We start from the raw sequence: 20,375 nt of genomic DNA on the forward strand, positions 1-20,375 counted from the left end.
TGCAAGCTCTACTTGATTGGGTAGAAAAACGCATACCCGCAATGAATGCGTACAAAAAGCACCTTTCTGAGTACCCAATGCCGAAAAACTTTAACTTTTGGTATTTGTTTGGCTCACTAGCGATGCTTGTTTTGGTTAACCAGATCCTAACGGGCATTTGGTTAACAATGAACTACGTTCCATCTGGTGATGGTGCATTTGCGTCAATCGAATACATCATGCGTGATGTAGAGTACGGTTGGCTACTGCGCTATATGCACTCTACTGGCGCATCAGCATTCTTCGTTGTTGTTTATCTGCACATGTTCCGTGGTCTTATCTACGGTTCATACCAGAAGCCTCGTGAGCTACTGTGGATCTTCGGTATGCTTATCTTCCTAGTGTTGATGGCAGAAGCTTTCATGGGTTACCTACTACCATGGGGACAGATGTCTTACTGGGGTGCTCAGGTAATCATCTCACTATTCGGTGCAATTCCAGTTATTGGTGATGACCTAACACTATGGATTCGTGGTGACTACGTTATCTCTGGTGCGACGCTAAACCGTTTCTTCGCTCTACACGTTATCGCACTACCAATCGTACTTCTGCTGCTTATCGTTCTACACGTACTAGCGCTACACGAGGTGGGTTCAAATAACCCAGATGGTATCGAGACTAAATTGCCTAAAGGCAAGATGGGTGACGACTACCAGACACAGTTTAAGTTCCACGATTACTACACGAAGAAATATGACATCATTGACTCAATTCCTTTCCACCCTTACGGTACCGTTAAGGATATGGTTGGTGTTGCAGGCTTCTTGTTCTTCTTCTGCTACGTGTTGTTCTTTAATCCAGAGATGGGCGGTTATTTCCTTGAGCCACCTAACTTTGAAGCAGCAAACCCACTGAAAACACCTGAGCATATTGCGCCAGTCTGGTACTTCACTCCGTTCTACGCGATTCTACGTGCGGTTCCGGATAAGTTACTTGGTGTTATCGCGATGGGTGCGTCAATTGCGGTTCTATTTGTTCTACCTTGGCTAGACCGCTGTCGCGTGCGTTCTTACCGCTACCGCAGTAAGTTCCATTTATTCAATATCATCCAATTCACGATCAGCTTTATCGCGTTAGGTATTCTTGGTGCGCTTCCAGCAACGCCAACGTACACGCTATTAGCACAGATCTTCAGCTTAGCTTACTTCATGTTCTTCGTATTACTGTATTTCTACAGTAAGAACGAAGCGACTAAGCCTCTACCAGAAAGGGTGACATTCAAATGAAAAAATGGATTGTAATTTTATTTGCAATGCTGCCTTCATTGGCAATGGCAGCGGGTGCTAACGTACCACTTGATAAAGCAAACAATGACTTGAGTGACCAAGCTTCATTGCAAAACGGTGCAAAGCTGTTTATGAACTACTGTTTTGCTTGTCACTCTACTCAGTACCAACGTTATGAGCGTGTTGCTCGTGATATCGGTATCCCAGTTGAATTGCTTAAAGAAAACCTAATCTTTGATCCTGAAGCGAAGGTAGGTGATCTAATGGTGAACGCAATTCCTCAGGAATCTGCGGCTAAATGGTTTGGTGCTCCACCGCCTGATTTGACATTAGTTGCACGTGTACGCGGTACTGACTGGCTATACACGTACTTGCGTTCTTTCTACGAAGACCCAAGTCGTCCATTTGGTGTGAACAACGTGGTTTTCCCAAGTGTTGGTATGCCACATGTGTTGGAAGAGCTACAAGGTATTCCTTCTCCAGTCTATGAAACACACATGGTTAATGGTGAAGAAGTGACTAAAGTCGTTGGTATCGAGACCGATGGTACAGGTGAGCTAAACGACGAAGAGTATGACAATGCGGTTCGCGACCTAGTGAACTTCTTAGAGTACTCCGGTGACCCAGTGAAACTAGAGCGTCACGCACTAGGCTGGTGGGTTATGGGCTTCTTAGTTATCTTCACAATCGTTGTTGTGTTGCTGAAGAAAGAGTATTGGCGTGATGTGCACTAATTGTGCTATCATACTGTGCTAATTCCCAATTTTTAAACTTAACAATGGAGGCTTAGCCTCCATTGTTTTTATATTTGTAAGTGTGCTGGAGGGCTCCATGGCTGTAGCTGCCAATAAACGTTCTGTGATGACTCTATTTTCAAGTGCATCTGATATGTATAGCCATCAGGTACGTATTGTTCTGGCTGAGAAAGGTGTAAGTGTTGAAGTAGAACTTGTAGATGAAATGAATCTGCCTGCTGAGCTTATCGAACTTAACCCATACAAGACAGTACCAACTCTAGTTGATCGTGAGCTAGCGCTTTACGACTCTAAGATCATTATGGAATACCTTGATGAGCGTTTCCCTCATCCACCATTGATGCCTGTATACCCGGTTGCTCGTGGTAACAGTCGTCTGATGATTTACCGTATTGAGAGAAACTGGTACACGCTAGCTGAGAAAGTGGTAAAAGGTACAGCGGAAGAAGCTGAATCTGCACGTAATAAACTACGTAATGATCTACTGACTCTAGCTCCTGTATTTGCAGAGTACGAGTACTTCATGAGCGAAGAGTTTAGCCTAATCGATTGTTACTTAGCACCGTTATTATGGCGCCTTCCTCAACTAGGTATCGAGTTGACTGGTCCAGGTTCGAAAGAGCTAAAAGTGTACATGAACCGAGTATTTGAACGTGACTCATTCCTAGCTTCTCTTACTGAAGCTGAGCGTGAAATGCGTCTAGCTCGCTAATCTGTCACTGATGGATATTGCGAACATGACTCCCCGCCGTCCTTATATGCTACGCGCATTTTATGATTGGTTGGTGGATAATGATTTAACGCCGCATCTTGTTGTCGCGGCGACATTACCAGGTGTTAGAGTTCCCGAAGAGTTTATTCAAGATGGTCAAATCATTTTGAACATAGCTCCAAGAGCAGTTGGTAATTTAGAGCTAGGTAATGAGGCTATTACCTTTAATGCTCGATTTGGTGGGCGACCACACTCAGTAATTGTCCCTCTTTATGCTGTTCAAGCGATCTATGCCCGTGAAAATGGTGCAGGAACGATGTTCGAGCCTGAAGAGGCGTATATGAGTGAGTTCGAAGATGAAGAAGAGATGATTGTCGAAGAGGATATCTCTCCGCTATCAGTTGCTTCTGAGGTTACTGAGGTCGAAAGTAACGAAGTTACTCCAGACGATGAACCTCCGCGCCCTAAAGGCCGCCCAAGCTTACGAGTAGTCAAGTAAGTGAGCAGATATAAAAAAGCAGCGATCACTCGCTGCTTTTTTTGTTATCTAGTTTTACTTATTCATCCCTAGACTGGAAAGCTCGGATAACTTGCTTTACGCCAGATGTGTTTCGTGCAATGTCGGTGGCGATGTCTGCGTGTTGTTGAGATACATAGCCAAGTAAGTAAACTTCTTTATCTTCGGTAATCACCTTCACTTTTACGCCGTTTAGCTCAGAATTGGCGAGCAATGCTGATTTAACTTTTGTGGTTATCCAACTGTCATGGCTAATCTGTCCAACGGATAAAGGTTCTTTGATTTTGAGTTGGTTATGGACCGTTTTTACTCCTTTAACCTTGCGCACTTGCCCTTCAAGTTGAGCGCTAAGTTCTGACGTATTGGCCTGACCTAACAGAATAACGGTTCCATTATACGAGCTTGCAGTCACACGAGCATTGCCTCGGAATGGGGCTTTATTTCCAAGACCTGTGATCTCAAACTCAATGTTATTGTCGTTCCAAATCTCTTGAGTGGTTCGTGGATCAATCACAATACTTGCCGTCGTTGCAGCTCCAGCTACAAACAATCCTGCACAGCCCGTCAAGTTGAGAGCGAATAAGGTAAGAATTAAAGTTTTCAATAGTTTCATAGATTACTCTTCGTGAGCGGGAAACAACACTTGGTCGATAAGATCGCACAAGCAGTGTAGTGTCACCATATGAACTTCGTGAATTCTTGCCGTTCTGTGAGAGGGAATACGAATTTCCACATCGTTTTCTCCCAATAACCCAGCCATTTCACCACCATCTTTGCCCGTTAAAGCGATGATTGTCATGTCACGGGTTACAGCGGCTTCCATTGCTTTGATGATGTTTTTACTGTTACCACTGGTTGAAATTGCGAGTAATATGTCGCCGGTTTGGCCAAATGCACGCACTTGCTTGGAAAAAATTTCTTCGTAGTGGTAGTCGTTGGCAACTGCGGTCAATGTGGTGTTATCCGCTGTTAATGCCATAGCTGGTAAGCTTGGACGCTCAGTTTCAAAGCGGTTTAAAAGGCAAGAAACAAATTGTTGTGCGTTTGAAGAAGAGCCTCCGTTACCGCAACAAAGAATCTTGTTGCCATTGAGTAGGCTAGCAACCATCGCTTGAGCTGCATGTGTAATTGCATCGGGAAGCGCTTCTGCGGCCGCGATTTGAATTTGAATACTTTCTGTAAAGCTGTCTTTAATGCTGTCTAGCATCGATTATCCTTGAGTAATTGCGTTTTTGATCCACTCGACTTGCTTTCCATGTTGGTGGATAGCGACTAGGTCAAAGCGAAAATCGGTTGAATAGACGGATAAACCCTTTTTCATCAGCCACACATTCGCGGTTTTTATTAGTTTTTGAATTTTGTTGCGAGTAACGGTTTCTGCCGCGTGACCGAAAGTCTGTTGGGTACGATAGCGAACTTCCACAAACACTATGGTTGAACCATTGCGCATGATGAGGTCTATCTCTCCCCCTTTGGCATGGAAGTTTCTCTCAATTAGAGATAAGCCGCAACTGATAAGGTACTTTTCTGCTGCGGCTTCATATTGTTGCCCTGTACTACGTTTACTGCGCAGCACCGTGTTCAGCCCAGCTGATTTCACGTTGCACAACACAATTCTCATCAATTGTGAGCATGCCTGTGTTGCCGTTGACTGTGTAGCCTGGAACGACTTTCATTTGTGGAAGTTGCTCCATTAAGCGATAAGCATCCATACCAAGCGCTTGAAGGCGCTTTTCCGCATTAGAGTCTTTTGGCCATAGCTGGTCCATTTGCGCTTTAAGTTTTGCATCTGGCTGTATAAGCAGTGGAATATCACTGTAGCTAACGCCTGTTAGGTCTTCGTATTGATGACGGCCACTATTACTGCGGGAGTTAGAGTACAGTTTTGGCGGTTGAGTATCAGGGTTAATAGCCACTTCGATAAATGGTTTGATCAGCGTGAGCTCTGAACTGCTTGCGACGATGTATACCGCATCAATATCACGGCGGCTGCGTGGCTGGCTTTCTAGAGGAACACTGAGCAGAGAGTCCATTTGAGCGATATGTTGTTGGCTGTCTTGTAGACCAAACACTTGGTTGATATTACGCTGTAGCTGACGCTTGTCGCCAAATAGATTGACGGCAACCTTGTTGCTGCTGTGTTTTTGCCATTCAGCTTCAAATGCTTCGACGACTCGGTTGCCTAGTCTCCCTTGCGGCGCAAGGATGAGCGGGAACTGATAACCCTCATTAGCTAAATGTTTAGCTGCTTGTGCGACTTCTTGCTCAGGTGAAAGCGCAAGGTAGCAAGTACTTGTACTTACTTCAATTTCTTCTGGAATATTTAGGGCAAGCATTGGCAGAGGTTTAGCAAAGTTTTCTTCTGCGCGTTGCAATTTCTCGATGTTGTCTTTTACAAGCGGGCCAACGACGAAGTCGATGTTCTTTTCAATCAGTTTAGCTTCAAGCTCTTCGATAGAAATCGCGTTGGTATCAATCACCGTAAGAGTTGCATCTTCCTCACGCTCGCTATCATTCATCATCTCAAGAATGAATCCATCACGAATCAATTGTGATTGCTTCGAGAATTTACCTGTTAATGGCAGTAGCAGTGCAGTATTAACTGGTTTTGATATCTCTAACGCGAGAATGTCACGGATCGACTGAGGCGTGAACTCAGTTGCTGGATGATTTGGGTTTTCTAACAGCCACTGTTCAATTGATGATTGCAGTTGAGCAAGTGAGCCAGCTAAAGTTTGGCTATAATCCGCCAGTTGTAACCAACCTGCAAAGACGTCATCACTCGTCGATCTTGCTGCAGCCGTTAAGTCACGGTCCGTAACACGAGTCAGATTGCCCCAAATACTGTCAGCAATAAACTGTTGCTCATCGATTGGTGCATAGCGGCTCTCTTGGCTTAACTCTCGTGCAGCTGAATAGTAATCGCCTTGTTTAATTAATAAAGACGCACGAACTTGGTGGTATTCTTTCCATTGTTCATCAACGAGCTGCCAGTTTTCCCGGAAATTGAGCAGCTTAAGCGCTTCCTCGTGTTGCTCTTGCTTAATCAAAAGATCGGCTCGAGCGAGTTGCCATTCCGCCTGCTGCATATCGGTCAGTTGCTGACGAGAAAGGCGTTTGATAAGCAATTCTGCTTGCGCAGTGTCATTGGCGTCGATGGATGCTTTCAGAGCCATGATTAACCAGTCATTTTGCAAACTGCCTGTGCTGCTATCTGCACGCATCAGGTAAGTTTGCAGAGGTTGATTTGGATCCAAGGTGATATCAACGGACTGAGGTGTTGATGGACCTGAGCTACAAGCTGTTAATGCAACAGCAAGGGCTACAGGAGTGAGTAAGCGTGTTACACTGAGTCGCTTATGGTTTTTCATGGCCATGAGTTCTTAGTTAATTCCGTATAAAATTGTGTCTATATTAATCGTTGAAGTGATGGTAAACAAATGACAGATAACAAAACCTTACCAACAGAGGTCCCAACTCTCTACATTGTCCCGACTCCCATTGGCAATTTAGGTGATATCACTCAACGTGCAATAGACGTTTTATCTAGTGTCGACCTAATTGCAGCAGAAGATACACGCCATACCGGTAAGTTGTTGTCTCATTTTGGCATTTCGACCAAAACTTTTGCCCTTCATGATCATAATGAACAGCAAAAAGCGCAAGTCTTGGTTGAGAAACTTATAGCGGGTAACTCAATTGCATTGGTTTCTGACGCGGGTACACCGTTAATTAGTGATCCAGGATACCATTTGGTGACAAAATGTCGTCAAGCTGGCGTTAAAGTTGTTCCTCTCCCTGGTGCGTGTGCCGTTGTTACGGCTTTGAGTGCGTCAGGCCTTCCTTCAGACCGTTTCAGTTTTGAAGGCTTCTTACCTGCGAAAAGCAAAGGGCGTAAAGATAAGTTTCTAGAGATTGCAAAAGCAGAGCGAACTTGCGTGTTTTATGAGTCACCACATCGTATTCTCGATTCTTTGGATGATATGTTAGAGATTCTTGGTCCTGATCGCGAAGTGGTCCTTGCTAGAGAGCTAACCAAAACATTTGAAACCATTCAAGGCATGCCACTGGCTGAATTAGTTGAGTGGGTCAGAGCGGATGAGAATCAACAGCGTGGTGAAATGGCGTTGTTGATTCACGGTTATCGAGCGGTAGTCGATGACTCTTTGCCTGAGGAAGCAACTCGTGCCCTTGGCATCATAGTTAAGGAATTACCTTTAAAGAAAGCTGCGGCTTTGGTTGCTGAAATCTATAACCTTAAAAAGAATGCCTTGTACAAGTGGGGGCTGGATAATCTCGATTAAGAGAAAGAAATAGATACTGAGAGCCGAGAGCTGTTTTATCTTGGCTCTCGTTTTTAACTTGTCGAGGCCGTACGTTTTATAATCACTTAGCCCTCCGTTTTCATCATTTCTGTGATCTCGCTAGACACTTCACTCTGAACTCTATACAATCCGCCCTCGGAGCTGACTGGGTAGCCGCTGCTTTGTTGATGTCCTTCGGGAGACTGACGTTGAGGTCCTTTGGGAGACTGACGTTGAGGTCCTTTGGGAGACTGACGTTGACGTCCTTCGGGAGACTGACAAAGGGGAGGAAAGTCCGGGCTTCATAGAGCAAGGTGCCAGGTAACGCCTGGGGGGCGCAAGCCTACGACAAGTGCAGCAGAGAGAAGACCGCCGATGGCCTTAGGGCACAGGTAAGGGTGAAAGGGTGCGGTAAGAGCGCACCGGACGGCTAGCAATAGTCCGTTGCAGGGTAAACTCCACCCGGAGCAAGACCAAATAGGCCTCCACATTGCGTTGCTCGCGTAAGGAGGCGGGTAGGTTGCTCGAGCCAGTGAGTGATTGCTGGCCTAGACGAATGGCTACCGCCGCGCAAGCGGAACAGAACCCGGCTTATGTGTCGGCTCCACCTATTCGAGACCCATCGTAACTTTGTTGTTATGATGGGTTTTTTGCTTTTAATTGACCTAATTTATTTTCGAACCATTAAACTTAGCGCAAAATCACGTGTTCTCTCTCGCTAGTGGTGGCGATAAGCCGCTAAATCAGTACACTGGAGATTCTGAATTCGTCAATGCGTCAGCCACATGAGATAACTATGACCGAAGCATTTAAACACATATCCGTACTCCTTCATGAATCTATCGATGGTTTAGCGATTAAACCTGACGGTATCTATATTGACGGGACGTTCGGCCGCGGTGGTCATAGCCGCACGATTCTTTCTCAACTTGGCGAGAATGGTCGTCTTTACAGCATCGATCGAGACCCACAGGCTATTGCGGAAGCAAATAAAATCGACGATCCTCGTTTTACTATTATTCACGGTCCATTTTCAGGGATGGCAGAATATGCCGCTGAGTACGGACTTGTTGGTAAAGTAGATGGTGTGTTGTTGGATCTCGGTGTCTCGTCTCCTCAGTTAGATGATGCAGAGCGTGGCTTTAGCTTTATGAAAGATGGCCCGCTTGATATGCGCATGGACCCGACATCAGGGATTCCTGTTTCTCAATGGTTAATGGAAGCGGACCTTGATGACATTACTTGGGTAATCCGCGAGTTTGGTGAAGACAAACATGCGCGTCGTATTGCCAAAGCGATCGTGGCGTACCGTGAAAACGAAGAAAACGAGCCAATGACACGTACTGGTCAGTTGGCGAAGTTAATCTCTGACGCTGCACCAAAGAGCTTTAAAGAGAAAAAACACCCTGCAACACGCTCTTTCCAAGCTTTCCGTATCTACATCAATAGTGAGTTGGAAGAGATCGATACAGCGTTAAAAGGCGCTGCGAGCATTTTGGCTCCAGAAGGTCGTTTGTCTGTGATCAGTTTCCACTCATTGGAAGACCGGATGGTAAAACGCTTTATCCGTAAAGAGAGCAAAGGCCCTGAAGTACCACACGGGATTCCAATGACGGAAGAACAAATTAAAGCTCTCGGCAGCGCAAACATGAAGCCAATTGGTAAAGCGATTAAGCCTTCGAAAGATGAAGTCGAAGTTAATGCGCGCTCTCGCAGTTCGGTTTTGCGAGTCGCTGAAAAACTGTAACCGCCCATGAGCAACACCACTCCTAATCTAGCAAAAATCATCGCACTTGACCTACTAACGGTGGGCCGAGTACCTTTGGTTTTACTGGTGCTTATCTTCGCCAGTGCAATGGGGGTGGTGTTCACGACTCATCATACTCGCCAGGCGATTACCGAGAAAGATCAAGCGTTGATGGAACGTGAGCGTTTAGATAACGAGTGGCGCAATCTTCTTCTAGAAGAAACCGCTTTAGCTGAGCATAGTCGAGTGCAAGCTGTCGCTAAACAAGATCTCGAAATGACTCGTCCAGATGCAGACAAAGAAGTCGTCATTCAACTCCCATGAGCAAAAAGAAAGTTACCCCAGCTAAATCATCAGAAGTTAATCAGCCGCCCACTTTGATACGTTGGCGATTTAATCTCGTACTGTGTTGCGTTTTTATCGCGTTTTCCGCGTTGGTTGGGCGTATCGCATATATTCAAATTATTGAACCTGATAACTTAATCAAACAGGGTGACTTACGTTCCATTCGTGCAAAAACGCTCCATTCTGCACGCGGCATTATCTCTGATCGAAACGGTGAACCTTTAGCTGTTAGTGTTCCGGTCGAAGCCGTTTGGGCTGACCCGGCTACAATCTTCAAAGAAGGTGGTTTAACTGACATTGACCGTTGGCACGCACTGGCGGATGTACTTGGTGTTAAACGTGACGAGTTGATCGAGAAAATTAATCGTAATAAGAAGCGTCGTTTCATCTATTTGCAACGTCAAGTTAGCCCTGCGATGGCCCACTATATTCGCGAGCTTAAGTTAGCTGGTGTTGGCTTGAAAGCAGAATCAAGACGTTATTATCCAGCTGGTGAAGTTAGTGCCCACTTAGTTGGAGTAACTGGTATTGATGGTCATGGTCTTGAAGGTGTCGAACGAAGTTATGACAAGTGGCTTACTGGGGAAGCGGGCAAACGCATTATTCGTAAAGACCGATATGGACGTGTTGTAGAAAACATCTCTCTGGAAGAACGTGAAGAAGGTAAACCACTTCAACTTACTATTGATCAACGCATCCAAGCTATTGCTTACCGAGCTATCAAACAGGCGGTAGCTGACTATCGAGCGACATCGGGCTCAGCCGTTATTCTAGATGTTAAGACTGGAGCTGTATTAGCTATGGTCAACGCTCCTTCTTACAACCCGAATAACCGTTCGGACTTGCAATCGGCCAAGATGCGTAACCGTGTTATTACGGATGCTTTTGAGCCTGGCTCCACAGTGAAACCGTTTGTTGTATTAGCTGCGCTGGAAAACGGCGTGGCGGATGACGATACCGTTATTGATACCGGGAATGGCATTATGCAAATTGGTGGTAGCCGTGTTCGAGATACGTCCAAAGTGGGCAAAGCCGATCTGACCACAATTCTTAAGAAATCGAGTAACATCGGTGTTGCTAAGCTAGCGCTTGATATGCCTTTAGAGGCTCTATTAGGTATGTATAGTTCTGTCGGTTTTGGCGAAGTTTCTGGATTGAACTTAGTTGGGGAAACTCAAGGTATTTTCCCTAATCGCCGTCGTTGGTCAAAGTTTGAGATAGCAACATTATCGTTTGGTTACGGTTTAACGATTACGCCTCTTCAGCTAGCGCATGCCTATGCGACATTAGGTAACTTTGGTAAGTACCAGCCAATTCACATTATTGAAAATAATGACCAGGACTTCTCAAGACAGGTCATTGATAGTGACAATGCCCACAAAGTTCTTGCTATGCTGGAAACGGTTACCCAGCCAGGAGGCACCGCAACAAAAGCAGCGGTACCTGGTTATCGAGTCGCTGCAAAAACGGGGACATCGCGAAAAGCGATAGCGGGTGGCTATGGTGATGAATATTTTGCCTATACCGCAGGTGTTGCGCCTGCTAGTGACCCGAGAGTCGCATTGGTTGTAGTGGTTAATGAACCACAAGGTGACAACTATTACGGTGGTTCGGTAGCGGGCCCTGTATTTTCCGAAATTTTAAAAGGGACGCTGCAAATCTTAAATGTGGCGCCTGATGAAAACAGATTTAAAGAAAATTAATTGAGACGCTCCATGTCAAAACCGATCGCATTATCGACATTACTTGAGCCTTGGGTAGATGTATCTACTTATGATTTCCATGCTATAGCCATTTCCCATTTGGAACTGGATAGCCGTAAAGTGACTGACGGTTCGACGTTTGTTGCGGTTAAAGGTCATGCTGCTGATGGCCGAGCTTTTATTCAATCGGCAATCAGCAGTGGTGCAAATGCCGTCATTGCTCAGGCGTGCGACCTTCACGTAGAAGGCTCTATCGAGCTGTTTGGTCAAGTTCCAGTTATCTACATCAACGAGTTAGATCAAAAGCTATCAGAGCTTGCATCGCGCTTGTACCCTTTGGGAGGTATGCAGCTTATAGGTGTGACGGGCACCAACGGTAAAACGACTATTACCCAGATCATCGCTCAGTGGTTGGATCTTGTAGGTAAAAGGGCTGCTGTATTAGGTACGGCCGGTAACGGTTTTCTTGATGCACTTCAACCTGCGGTGAATACCACTGGTAGCGCGATTGAAATTCAGCATACTTTAGCATCCTTAGAAGAGAAAGGTGCGGGCTATACCGCAATGGAGATCTCTTCCCATGGTTTAGTCCAAGGACGAGTAAGAACTTTGCCATTCGCTGCGTCTGTATTTACCAACCTGAGCCGTGATCATCTCGATTATCACGGTACGATGGAAGAATACGAGCTCGCGAAGCGTTCGCTGTTTACCGAACACGAATGTGGCAAGGCTGTTATCAACGTAGATGATGTTGTGGGCGCTAAATGGGCGGCGCAACTATCAGATGCGATCCAAGTATCCCTTCACCCCCTCACTAGTGAAAACGCTGTTTTTGCTTCATCAGTAGAGTATTCCGATTCAGGGATCTCTCTCTCATTCTCCGGTCGTTTTGGTGAGGGAGAGCTAACGGTTCCTTTGATAGGGGAGTTCAATGCCAATAATGTATTGGTGGCCCTAGCAACGCTTCTGGCTCTTGGTGTCAACAAACAGGCGCTAATTGAGACCGCATCTCAGCTTACCCCTGTAATCGGGCGAATGGAGCTCTTTCAATCCGAAAACAGAGCTAAGGTTGTCGTCGATTATGCTCATACGCCTGATGCGCTAGAGAAAGCATTACTTGCACTGCGAGTTCATTGTCGCGGCAAACTATGGGCTATCTTCGGCTGTGGTGGAGACCGAGACACAGGCAAACGACCAATGATGGCTGAAATCGGTGAGCGTCTTGCTGACAATGTAATATTGGCTGATGACAACCCACGTAGTGAATCCCCACAAGCGATCGTTGCTGATATGTTGGCGGGGGTTAAAAAGCCTGAACAGGTAATCGTGGAACATGATCGTTTTAAAGCCCTTCAACATGCTTTAGCGAATAGCGAAGCCAACGATATCATTTTGTTGGCGGGGAAAGGCCACGAAGATTATCAAGTACTGGCCAATGAAACAGTGCACTACTCAGACCGGGAATCGGCTCTGCAACTATTGGAGCTTAACTAATGATTAGCATGATGTTATCTCAGCTTGCAGAAGCGATTGATGGGCAGGTGATTGGCAATGATGTTGCAATCAACATGGTATCAACGGATACCCGTACTATTGAACCCGGAGCGCTCTTTGTGGCCTTGGTAGGAGAGCGATTCGACGCTCACGACTTTGCCTTGAATGCCGTTGAGGCTGGGGCTAGCGCACTACTCGTTAACCGAACCATTGACTCAAATGTCCCTCAACTACTGGTTGAAGATACAAAGCAAGCGCTAGGCCAATTAGGCCAGTTTGTTCATCAAGTTTGCCAAACTCCTACAGTGGCTATTACGGGGAGTTGTGGTAAGACAACGGTGAAAGAAATGGTGGCTAGCATCATGCTTAACCATGGCCAAGTGCTGTTTACTGCGGGCAATTTCAATAACGATATCGGAGTCCCTTTGACACTGCTTCGTTCTACTCCAGAAGATGACTTCGCAGTCATTGAGCTTGGTGCCAATCATATTGGTGAAATTGCTTATACTACTCGACTTGTTCAACCTGATGTTGCTCTGGTCAATAACGTAGCCGCAGCTCACCTGGAAGGCTTTGGCTCTATAGATGGTGTAAAGCAGGCGAAAGGTGAAATTTACCAAGGTTTGAAGCCTGGTTCTGTCGCTATCGTCAACCTAGACAGTAATGGTGGGGAATACTGGCAAGAAGTATTGGCCGATAAGCAAGTAAAAACATTCTCTGTGGTTGATTCAAGTGCAGATTTTTTTGCCCAACAAGTGGTAATGAACGACGCAGGTGAAGCCTCTTTTGAGTTGGTATCGCCTCAAGGCTGTTTTAAAGTCGAACTGGGGATTATTGGTCAACATAACGTTGCTAACGCTCTAGCTGCGGCAGCTCTAGCTTTTGAGCTCGGAGCAACCATTGAGATGGTGCAATCAGGCTTACGTCATTTAGCTAAGGTTAAGGGAAGAGTGGAGTCGATCTCTTTGACCGATACGATCAAACTGATTGACGATAGCTACAATGCTAGCGTGCCTGCTATGAAAGCAGCTGCTGATCTACTCAGTAGTTTTAAGGGTATTCGTTGGTTAATTTTAGGCAATATGGCTGAGTTAGGTGACGAAAGTCTTGCACTTCACCGTCAAGTCGGGGAACATGCTGCCCCATTCAAATTTGAACACGTGTTGACTTATGGCGCTGATGCGAAAGCGATCAGTGAAGAATGCCAAGGGACGCACTTTGATACTCATGTCGCTATGATTGAGTTTATTAAGCAGCAGCTTCCGCTGCACAATGAAGCGCAAACTTTATTAGTTAAAGGCGCGAACAGTGCTGGGATGAGTAAAATTGCTACTGCTTTGAAGGAGATGTATTCATGATCATTTGGCTTGCAGAGCTGCTACAGCCATACTTTTCGTTTTTCCGTTTATTCGAATACCTATCATTTCGAGCAATTGTCAGTGTTTTGACCGCTCTAGGTATTTCTCTATGGATGGGACCGAAAATGATTCGTCGTTTGCAGATGCTGCAAATTGGTCAAGTTGTACGTAATGAAGGTCCTGAATCGCACTTTAGTAAACGTGGTACTCCGACCATGGGTGGTATCATGATTTTGACCGCCATAGTGACGACCGTATTATTATGGACAGATTTATCTAACCCGTATGTCTGGGCTGTATTAGCCGTTCTGATTGGTTACGGTGCTGTTGGATTTGTCGATGACTACCGTAAGGTGGTTCGTAAAAATACCGATGGCTTAATTGCCCGCTGGAAATACTTCTGGCAGTCGGCAATTGCACTTGTTGTTGCCTTTGCCCTTTATGCGCACGGTCAAGATACTGCTGCGACTCAACTTGTCGTCCCATTCTTTAAAGACGTGATGCCTCAGCTTGGCTTGATGTACATCGTCCTTACGTATTTTGTGATCGTCGGTACCAGTAACGCGGTCAACCTGACTGATGGTTTAGATGGTTTAGCGATCATGCCTACCGTCTTAGTATCTGCTGGCTTTGCTGCTATTGCTTGGGCTACGGGTAACGTTCAATTCGCAAACTATCTGCATATTCCTTATATACCTCAAGCTTCAGAGTTAGTTGTTGTTTGTACTGCAATCGTGGGTGCGGGCCTTGGTTTCCTTTGGTTCAATACTTATCCTGCGCAAGTATTCATGGGTGATGTCGGCTCTCTTGCATTAGGTGGTGCGCTAGGTACCATCGCCGTTTTAGTTCGACAGGAATTTGTGTTGGTTATCATGGGCGGTGTATTCGTAATGGAAACATTGTCAGTGATTCTACAAGTGGGTTCTTACAAGCTTCGTGGTCAACGAATTTTCCGCATGGCGCCGATTCATCACCACTATGAGTTGAAAGGCTGGCCGGAGCCGCGTGTTATTGTGCGCTTTTGGATTATTTCAATTGTTCTTGTTTTGATTGGTTTAGCGACGCTAAAAGTACGTTAAGGATTAAACCTGTATGACCATGGACCGCTGGCAAAATATTGAAAGTGTCGTCGTTGTAGGGCTCGGTATCACCGGGCTCTCTGTCGTTAAATACCTCGACAATTTACCACACTCGCTAACGATCAAAGTGATCGATACTCGAGTCAATCCTCCGGGTATAGAATTACTGCCAGAAGGTGTTGAGCTACATTCTGGAAGTTGGAATTTACCTTGGTTAGTGAGTGCTGACTTGATTGTTGCCAACCCTGGTATTGCGCTAGCCACTCCAGAAATTCAAACCGCGCTAAGTGCAGGTGTACCTGTAGTTGGCGATATAGAGTTATTTGCTTGGCAGGTTGATAAACCCGTCATCGCAATTACTGGTTCAAATGGCAAGAGTACTGTCACCGACCTAACGGGTGTCGTCGCCAAGGCTGCCGGACTTAAAGTGGGCGTTGGTGGCAATATTGGCGTGCCAGCGCTTGATTTGTTGTCTCAAGATGCGGATCTATACGTTCTAGAGCTATCTAGCTTTCAGCTTGAAACTACTTCTAGCCTGAAGCTGAATGCGGCGGCCTTCCTTAATCTTTCCGAAGACCATATGGATCGATACGAAGGAATGGAGGGCTATCGTCAAGCGAAGTTAAGAATCTTTGATCATGCTGAGTCATGCATCGTAAATGCTGACGATAAAGCGACTTACCCAGATATTGTAGGCAAGAAACTGATCGAGTTTAGTCTAACTTCCGGAGTTGAGTATCATCTTGCTGACTATCAAGGACGGGAATTTTTGTATCAGGGCTCAGAGCCTATTTGTGCTACAAGCGAATTGACGTTAGTAGGGCGTCACAATATTGCGAATGCACTCGTGGTGCTTGCGTTGTTGTCACAAACTAGCGTTGACCTTTCTCAAGGCTTAGAGGCGCTAAAGTCTTACAACGGTTTGACACATCGTTGCCAAGTTGTTGCGGATAATCAGGGCATAAAGTGGGTCAATGATTCTAAGGCAACCAATGTGGCGAGTACACTAGCAGCGCTTTCAGGACTTTCTATACCTGGTAAGCTCTATTTATTAGTCGGTGGTGTGGGTAAGGGAGCCGACTTTTCTGAACTGGCACCTGTGCTTCGTGGGTTGAATGTTCAGTTGTGTTGCTTTGGAGAAGATGGCCCGCGGTTTATGTCATTGCACGCCAGCGCTAAGCGTTTTGACAGTATGGAAGAGATCATCGCGTGGACCAAACCTCAGCTCCAGGCTGGTGATATGGTTTTACTTTCTCCAGCATGTGCGAGCTTCGATCAGTTCAATAATTTTATGGCTCGAGGTGATGCCTTTACTGAGCTCGCAAAACGTTACGCATAAGGATCGCTTTTCGCGAATAATACAACACCATTTGATATGCAGATTAAAAACCTTTTTGGCAGTGTAAAGCGTTGGATTACCACAGCATCTCCAGACGTCTTGTATGACCGACAGCTAGTATGGATCTCGTTAGGTCTTATGCTGACAGGTTTGGTTATGGTGACGTCTGCGTCTTTTCCAATCAGCTCGCGCCTAACCGATCAGCCCTTCCACTTTATGTTTCGTCATGCGATTTTCTTGTCTTTAGCATTGTGTGTGGCAACGGTTGTTATTCAAGTTCCGCTAGAGCGGTGGTTAAGGTTCAGTATGGCGCTGCTGCTGATATCGGTTGGCTTGTTGTTTATTGTGCTTATTGCAGGTAAATCGGTTAATGGTGCGTCACGTTGGATCCCTTTAGGTTTATTTAACTTGCAACCCGCAGAGGTCGCAAAGCTCTCACTGTTTATCTTCATGTCGGGTTATTTGGTACGAAAAAACGAAGAGGTACGCTCTAGTTTCTTTGGTGGTTTTATCAAACCTATCATTGTCTTCGCGACATTAGCGGTATTGCTACTGTTGCAGCCCGATTTAGGTACAGTTGTGGTGATGCTAGTAACCTTGTTTGGCATGCTCTTCATTGCCGGAGCTAAGATGACTCAATTCTTAGCATTGATGGTCGTTGGGCTTGCCTCTGTTGCGGCACTGATTTATTTCGAGCCCTACCGATGGCGACGTGTTACTTCCTTTGCAGACCCTTGGGAAGACCCTTTTGGCAGTGGCTATCAGTTGACTCAGTCACTGATGGCATTTGGTCGAGGTGAGTGGTTTGGCCAAGGGTTAGGTAACTCGATTCAAAAGCTCGAATATCTACCGGAAGCTCATACCGATTTTGTGTTTGCAGTATTGGCAGAAGAGCTTGGTTTTGTTGGGGTAGTATTAGCCCTAGTTTTGATTTTTAGTCTAGTGACCAAAGCGATATTGATTGGCCGCAAAGCATTCGAGCATCAGCAGTTATTTGGTGGCTACTTAGCGTTTGGTATTGGTATTTGGTTTGCATTTCAAACGCTAGTTAATGTCGGCGCAGCCGCAGGTATGGTACCAACTAAAGGTTTAACCCTGCCTTTGATCAGTTATGGCGGTTCAAGTTTGATTGTTATGTCGGTTGCCGTTTCGATTTTGTTACGTATCGATCATGAATGTCGGATGGTGAGTCAGGGCAACGAAGAACAGAAGTTAGATAATCATGAAAAAGAATAAACGATTAATGGTGATGGCTGGTGGTACTGGGGGGCATGTGTTTCCAGGACTGGCTGTCGCGAAGCAACTTCAGTCACAAGGCTGGGAAATTCGCTGGCTTGGTACCGCGGATAGAATGGAAGCGGATCTCGTCCCCAAACATGGGATAGAGATAGATTTTATCCAAGTAAAAGGTCTACGAGGTCAAGGTATTGGTCGGCTAATTAAAGCACCATTTCAAATCATAAACGCCATTATGCAAGCCAAAGCGCATATGAAGCGCTGGAAGCCAGATGCTGTACTTGGCATGGGCGGCTATGTAAGTGGGCCTGGAGGTGTTGCAGCTTGGCTACTTGGCATTCCGGTTGTATTGCATGAGCAAAATGCCGTGGCAGGGCTAACTAATCAGTGGCTATCTAAAATTGCCAAGAAGGTCTTTCAAGCTTTTCCGGGTGCTTTTCCTACAGCCCCTGTGGTCGGAAATCCAGTCCGCGCAGATGTTGTTGCGATTGAGCCGCCATCCAAACGCATGGCAGAGCGTGATAGTGATATTCGCATTTTAGTTATGGGTGGCAGCCAAGGCGCACAAATCCTAAATCGAACCATGCCTGAAGTCATGGCTAAATTAGGTGATGGTTATCAGGTTCGTCACCAAGCGGGTAAGAATAACCAACAAGAGGTTGCGCACGCATATCAGCAACAAGATGTAACTAATGCTGACGCGCTTGAGTTTATTGATGATGTGGCTGAAGCATACGAATGGGCCGATCTGTTAGTATGTCGTTCAGGTGCTTTAACCGTGTCTGAGGTATCAGCTGCAGGTGTCGGCGCAATATTTATTCCGTTTATGCACAAAGATAGACAACAAGCTTTAAATGCTGACCATTTGGTTGAGTGTGGAGCAGCAAAAATGATTGAGCAGCCAGAGCTCACCGTTGATAAGCTAGTAATGCAGATTCGTTCTATGGACAGAGATGCTCTAGTGACGATGGCGACAAAAGCTCGTGAGGCCGCTAAGTTAGATGCGGATAAAGTTGTGGCAGAAGCCATCATCGCTCTAACGAAATAACGAGAAGAATTCATGACAGTTCAACATACACAAAATCTAGCTCAAATTAGAGCAATGGTGCCTGAGATGCGCCGTGTTAAATGCATCCACTTTATTGGAATTGGTGGCGCCGGTATGAGTGGTATCGCCGAAGTGCTTTTAAACGAAGGTTATCAGATCTCAGGTTCAGATATCGCCGAAAACCCGGTAACGGAGCGCCTTACGCAAAAAGGAGCCAAGGTTTATATTGGCCATGCGGAAGAAAACGTTGCTCAAGCGAGTGTTGTGGTGGTATCAACGGCGATTAATGAAGAGAACCCAGAAATTGTAGCCGCTCGTGCAGCGCGAATTCCGGTTGTCCGTCGTGCAGAAATGTTGGCTGAACTCATGCGTTTTCGTCATGGCATTGCAGTCGCTGGCACTCATGGTAAAACTACAACCACGGCACTGGTTACACAAATTTACTCTGAAGCGGGCTTAGACCCGACCTTTGTTAACGGTGGTTTGGTAAAAAGTGCGGGCACGAACGCGCGTTTAGGATCTAGCCGTATTCTTATCGCGGAAGCGGATGAAAGTGATGCATCTTTCCTGCACCTACAGCCGATGGTAAGCATTGTTACCAATATTGAAGCTGACCATATGGATACCTATGGTGGTGATTTCGAGACGCTGAAACAGACTTTCATCGATTTCCTACACAACCTGCCATTTTACGGACAAGCGATTGTTTGTATTGATGACCCAGTTGTTCGAGAATTAGTACCTCAGATTAGCCGTCAAGTAATTACGTATGGATTTTCTGAAGACGCAGATGTCCGTATTGGCAACTATCGCCAAGAAGGCCAGCAAGGTAAATTTACTGTGATTCGTCAGGGGAAAGCGGATTTAGATATTACCCTTAACATTCCAGGGCGTCATAACGCGTTAAATGCTTCAGCTGCAATTGCGGTTGCGACAGAAGATGATATCTCTGATGAAGCAATCTTAAACGCAATGGCAGGAACACAAGGTACTGGCCGCCGCTTTGATCATTTAGGTGAATTTGATACTGGCAACGGTACTGCGATGTTAGTCGACGATTATGGTCATCATCCAACTGAGGTAGACGTGACTATACAAGCGGCGCGCAATGGTTGGGAAGAAAAGCGTCTAGTGATGATTTTCCAGCCGCATCGTTATAGTCGCACACGTGATCTTTATGATGATTTCGCGAACGTGTTAGAGCAAGTAGACGTATTGATCATGCTAGATGTTTACTCTGCTGGTGAGAAACCAATACCTGGCGCTGATGGTCGTGCTTTATGTCGAACAATTCGCGGACGAGGAAAGCTAGATCCAATTTTTGTTCCGGATAGCCAAGCATTACCTTCGGTTCTTGCAAATGTTTTACAAGACGGCGATCTCGTTCTTACTCAAGGCGCTGGTGACGTAGGTAAAGTGGCGAAACAGCTTGCAGCTTTTGAGTTAAATATCGATAAGATGCAGCAAGCCTAG

At 45.8% G+C, this 20,375-nt stretch carries 19 protein-coding genes and 1 other RNA gene; 16 read left to right on the forward strand and 4 right to left on the reverse strand.

The window, feature by feature from the left end; genetic code table 11:
* From AC4MRV_RS16110 to sspB, 4 genes are all read left to right on the forward strand, one after another.
* Window positions 1-1,265, forward strand: a 1,265-nt coding sequence (locus AC4MRV_RS16110; protein ID WP_491188344.1) for a cytochrome b, incomplete at its 5' end; no start/stop codon positions are given.
* A complete protein-coding gene (locus AC4MRV_RS16115; RefSeq protein ID WP_491188345.1) occupies window positions 1,262-1,999 on the forward strand; it encodes a cytochrome c1 in 738 nt (245 codons plus the stop codon). The genes AC4MRV_RS16110 and AC4MRV_RS16115, both read left to right, overlap by 4 nt.
* Before the next feature lie 97 nt (window positions 2,000-2,096).
* Entirely contained in the window at window positions 2,097-2,732 is a 636-nt protein-coding gene (gene sspA, locus AC4MRV_RS16120) for a stringent starvation protein SspA (RefSeq protein ID WP_491188346.1), read from the forward strand.
* 10 nt (window positions 2,733-2,742) lie between these two features.
* Window positions 2,743-3,231: a ClpXP protease specificity-enhancing factor gene (gene sspB / locus AC4MRV_RS16125; protein WP_491188347.1), complete on the forward strand. Its 489-nt coding sequence runs from the start codon at window positions 2,743-2,745 to the stop codon at window positions 3,229-3,231.
* A 58-nt stretch (window positions 3,232-3,289) separates the two neighbouring features.
* Here sspB and AC4MRV_RS16130 read toward each other — a convergent pair whose 3' ends face one another.
* Genes AC4MRV_RS16130 through AC4MRV_RS16145 form a run of 4 tightly spaced genes read right to left on the reverse strand, consistent with a single transcriptional unit; the run spans window position 3,290 to window position 6,626 of the window.
* Window positions 3,290-3,862, reverse strand: a complete 573-nt coding sequence (locus tag AC4MRV_RS16130; RefSeq protein ID WP_491188348.1) for a BON domain-containing protein — start codon at window positions 3,860-3,862, stop codon at window positions 3,290-3,292.
* Window positions 3,863-3,865: 3 nt separating this feature from the next.
* A complete protein-coding gene (locus tag AC4MRV_RS16135) occupies window positions 3,866-4,456 on the reverse strand; it encodes a phosphoheptose isomerase (RefSeq protein WP_004744965.1) in 591 nt (196 codons plus the stop codon).
* A gap of 3 nt (window positions 4,457-4,459) precedes the next feature.
* Window positions 4,460-4,825 carry a YraN family protein gene (locus AC4MRV_RS16140; protein ID WP_491188349.1) on the reverse strand — a complete coding sequence of 122 codons (366 nt, stop codon included), beginning with the start codon at window positions 4,823-4,825 and terminating at the stop codon, window positions 4,460-4,462.
* The gene (locus AC4MRV_RS16145; protein WP_491188350.1) at window positions 4,812-6,626 is read right to left on the reverse strand and encodes a penicillin-binding protein activator; all 1,815 of its coding nucleotides are present in this window, start codon (window positions 6,624-6,626) and stop codon (window positions 4,812-4,814) included. Before AC4MRV_RS16145 ends, AC4MRV_RS16140 begins: the two co-directional genes overlap by 14 nt.
* 63 nt (window positions 6,627-6,689) lie before the next feature.
* On the opposite strand from AC4MRV_RS16145, the gene rsmI reads away from it, so the two are divergent.
* The 12 genes from rsmI (at window position 6,690) to murC (ending at window position 20,375) form a co-directional block, all read left to right on the forward strand.
* The gene (rsmI, locus tag AC4MRV_RS16150) at window positions 6,690-7,553 is read left to right on the forward strand and encodes a 16S rRNA (cytidine(1402)-2'-O)-methyltransferase (RefSeq protein ID WP_491188351.1); all 864 of its coding nucleotides are present in this window, start codon (window positions 6,690-6,692) and stop codon (window positions 7,551-7,553) included.
* A 158-nt stretch (window positions 7,554-7,711) separates the two neighbouring features.
* Window positions 7,712-8,163, forward strand: an RNA gene (gene rnpB / locus AC4MRV_RS16155) — RNase P RNA component class A.
* 186 nt (window positions 8,164-8,349) lie between these two features.
* Window positions 8,350-9,300, forward strand: coding sequence for a 16S rRNA (cytosine(1402)-N(4))-methyltransferase RsmH (gene rsmH / locus AC4MRV_RS16160; RefSeq protein ID WP_491188352.1), 951 nt, complete (start codon window positions 8,350-8,352; stop codon window positions 9,298-9,300).
* A 6-nt stretch (window positions 9,301-9,306) separates the two neighbouring features.
* Entirely contained in the window at window positions 9,307-9,624 is a 318-nt protein-coding gene (gene ftsL, locus AC4MRV_RS16165) for a cell division protein FtsL (protein ID WP_491188353.1), read from the forward strand.
* A complete protein-coding gene (locus AC4MRV_RS16170) occupies window positions 9,621-11,348 on the forward strand; it encodes a penicillin-binding transpeptidase domain-containing protein (protein WP_491188354.1) in 1,728 nt (575 codons plus the stop codon). Before ftsL ends, AC4MRV_RS16170 begins: the two co-directional genes overlap by 4 nt.
* A 12-nt stretch (window positions 11,349-11,360) precedes the next feature.
* Window positions 11,361-12,842, forward strand: coding sequence for a UDP-N-acetylmuramoyl-L-alanyl-D-glutamate--2,6-diaminopimelate ligase (gene murE, locus AC4MRV_RS16175; RefSeq protein ID WP_491188355.1), 1,482 nt, complete (start codon window positions 11,361-11,363; stop codon window positions 12,840-12,842).
* Window positions 12,842-14,200 carry a UDP-N-acetylmuramoyl-tripeptide--D-alanyl-D-alanine ligase gene (locus tag AC4MRV_RS16180; RefSeq protein WP_491188356.1) on the forward strand — a complete coding sequence of 453 codons (1,359 nt, stop codon included), beginning with the start codon at window positions 12,842-12,844 and terminating at the stop codon, window positions 14,198-14,200. The genes murE and AC4MRV_RS16180 overlap by 1 nt, the downstream gene beginning before the upstream one ends.
* The gene (gene mraY, locus AC4MRV_RS16185; protein WP_491188357.1) at window positions 14,197-15,279 is read left to right on the forward strand and encodes a phospho-N-acetylmuramoyl-pentapeptide-transferase; all 1,083 of its coding nucleotides are present in this window, start codon (window positions 14,197-14,199) and stop codon (window positions 15,277-15,279) included. The genes AC4MRV_RS16180 and mraY overlap by 4 nt, the downstream gene beginning before the upstream one ends.
* Window positions 15,280-15,298: 19 nt before the next feature.
* Window positions 15,299-16,618 carry a UDP-N-acetylmuramoyl-L-alanine--D-glutamate ligase gene (gene murD, locus AC4MRV_RS16190; RefSeq protein ID WP_491188374.1) on the forward strand — a complete coding sequence of 440 codons (1,320 nt, stop codon included), beginning with the start codon at window positions 15,299-15,301 and terminating at the stop codon, window positions 16,616-16,618.
* 36 nt (window positions 16,619-16,654) lie between these two features.
* On the forward strand, window positions 16,655-17,854 hold the full coding sequence (gene ftsW / locus AC4MRV_RS16195) for a cell division protein FtsW (protein ID WP_491188358.1): 1,200 nt from the start codon (window positions 16,655-16,657) through the stop codon (window positions 17,852-17,854).
* Window positions 17,841-18,902, forward strand: a complete 1,062-nt coding sequence (murG, locus tag AC4MRV_RS16200; RefSeq protein WP_491188359.1) for an undecaprenyldiphospho-muramoylpentapeptide beta-N-acetylglucosaminyltransferase — start codon at window positions 17,841-17,843, stop codon at window positions 18,900-18,902. Before ftsW ends, murG begins: the two co-directional genes overlap by 14 nt.
* A gap of 12 nt (window positions 18,903-18,914) precedes the next feature.
* Entirely contained in the window at window positions 18,915-20,375 is a 1,461-nt protein-coding gene (gene murC / locus AC4MRV_RS16205; RefSeq protein WP_491188360.1) for a UDP-N-acetylmuramate--L-alanine ligase, read from the forward strand.

The sequence above is a fragment of the Vibrio sp. genome, assembly GCF_984391705.1.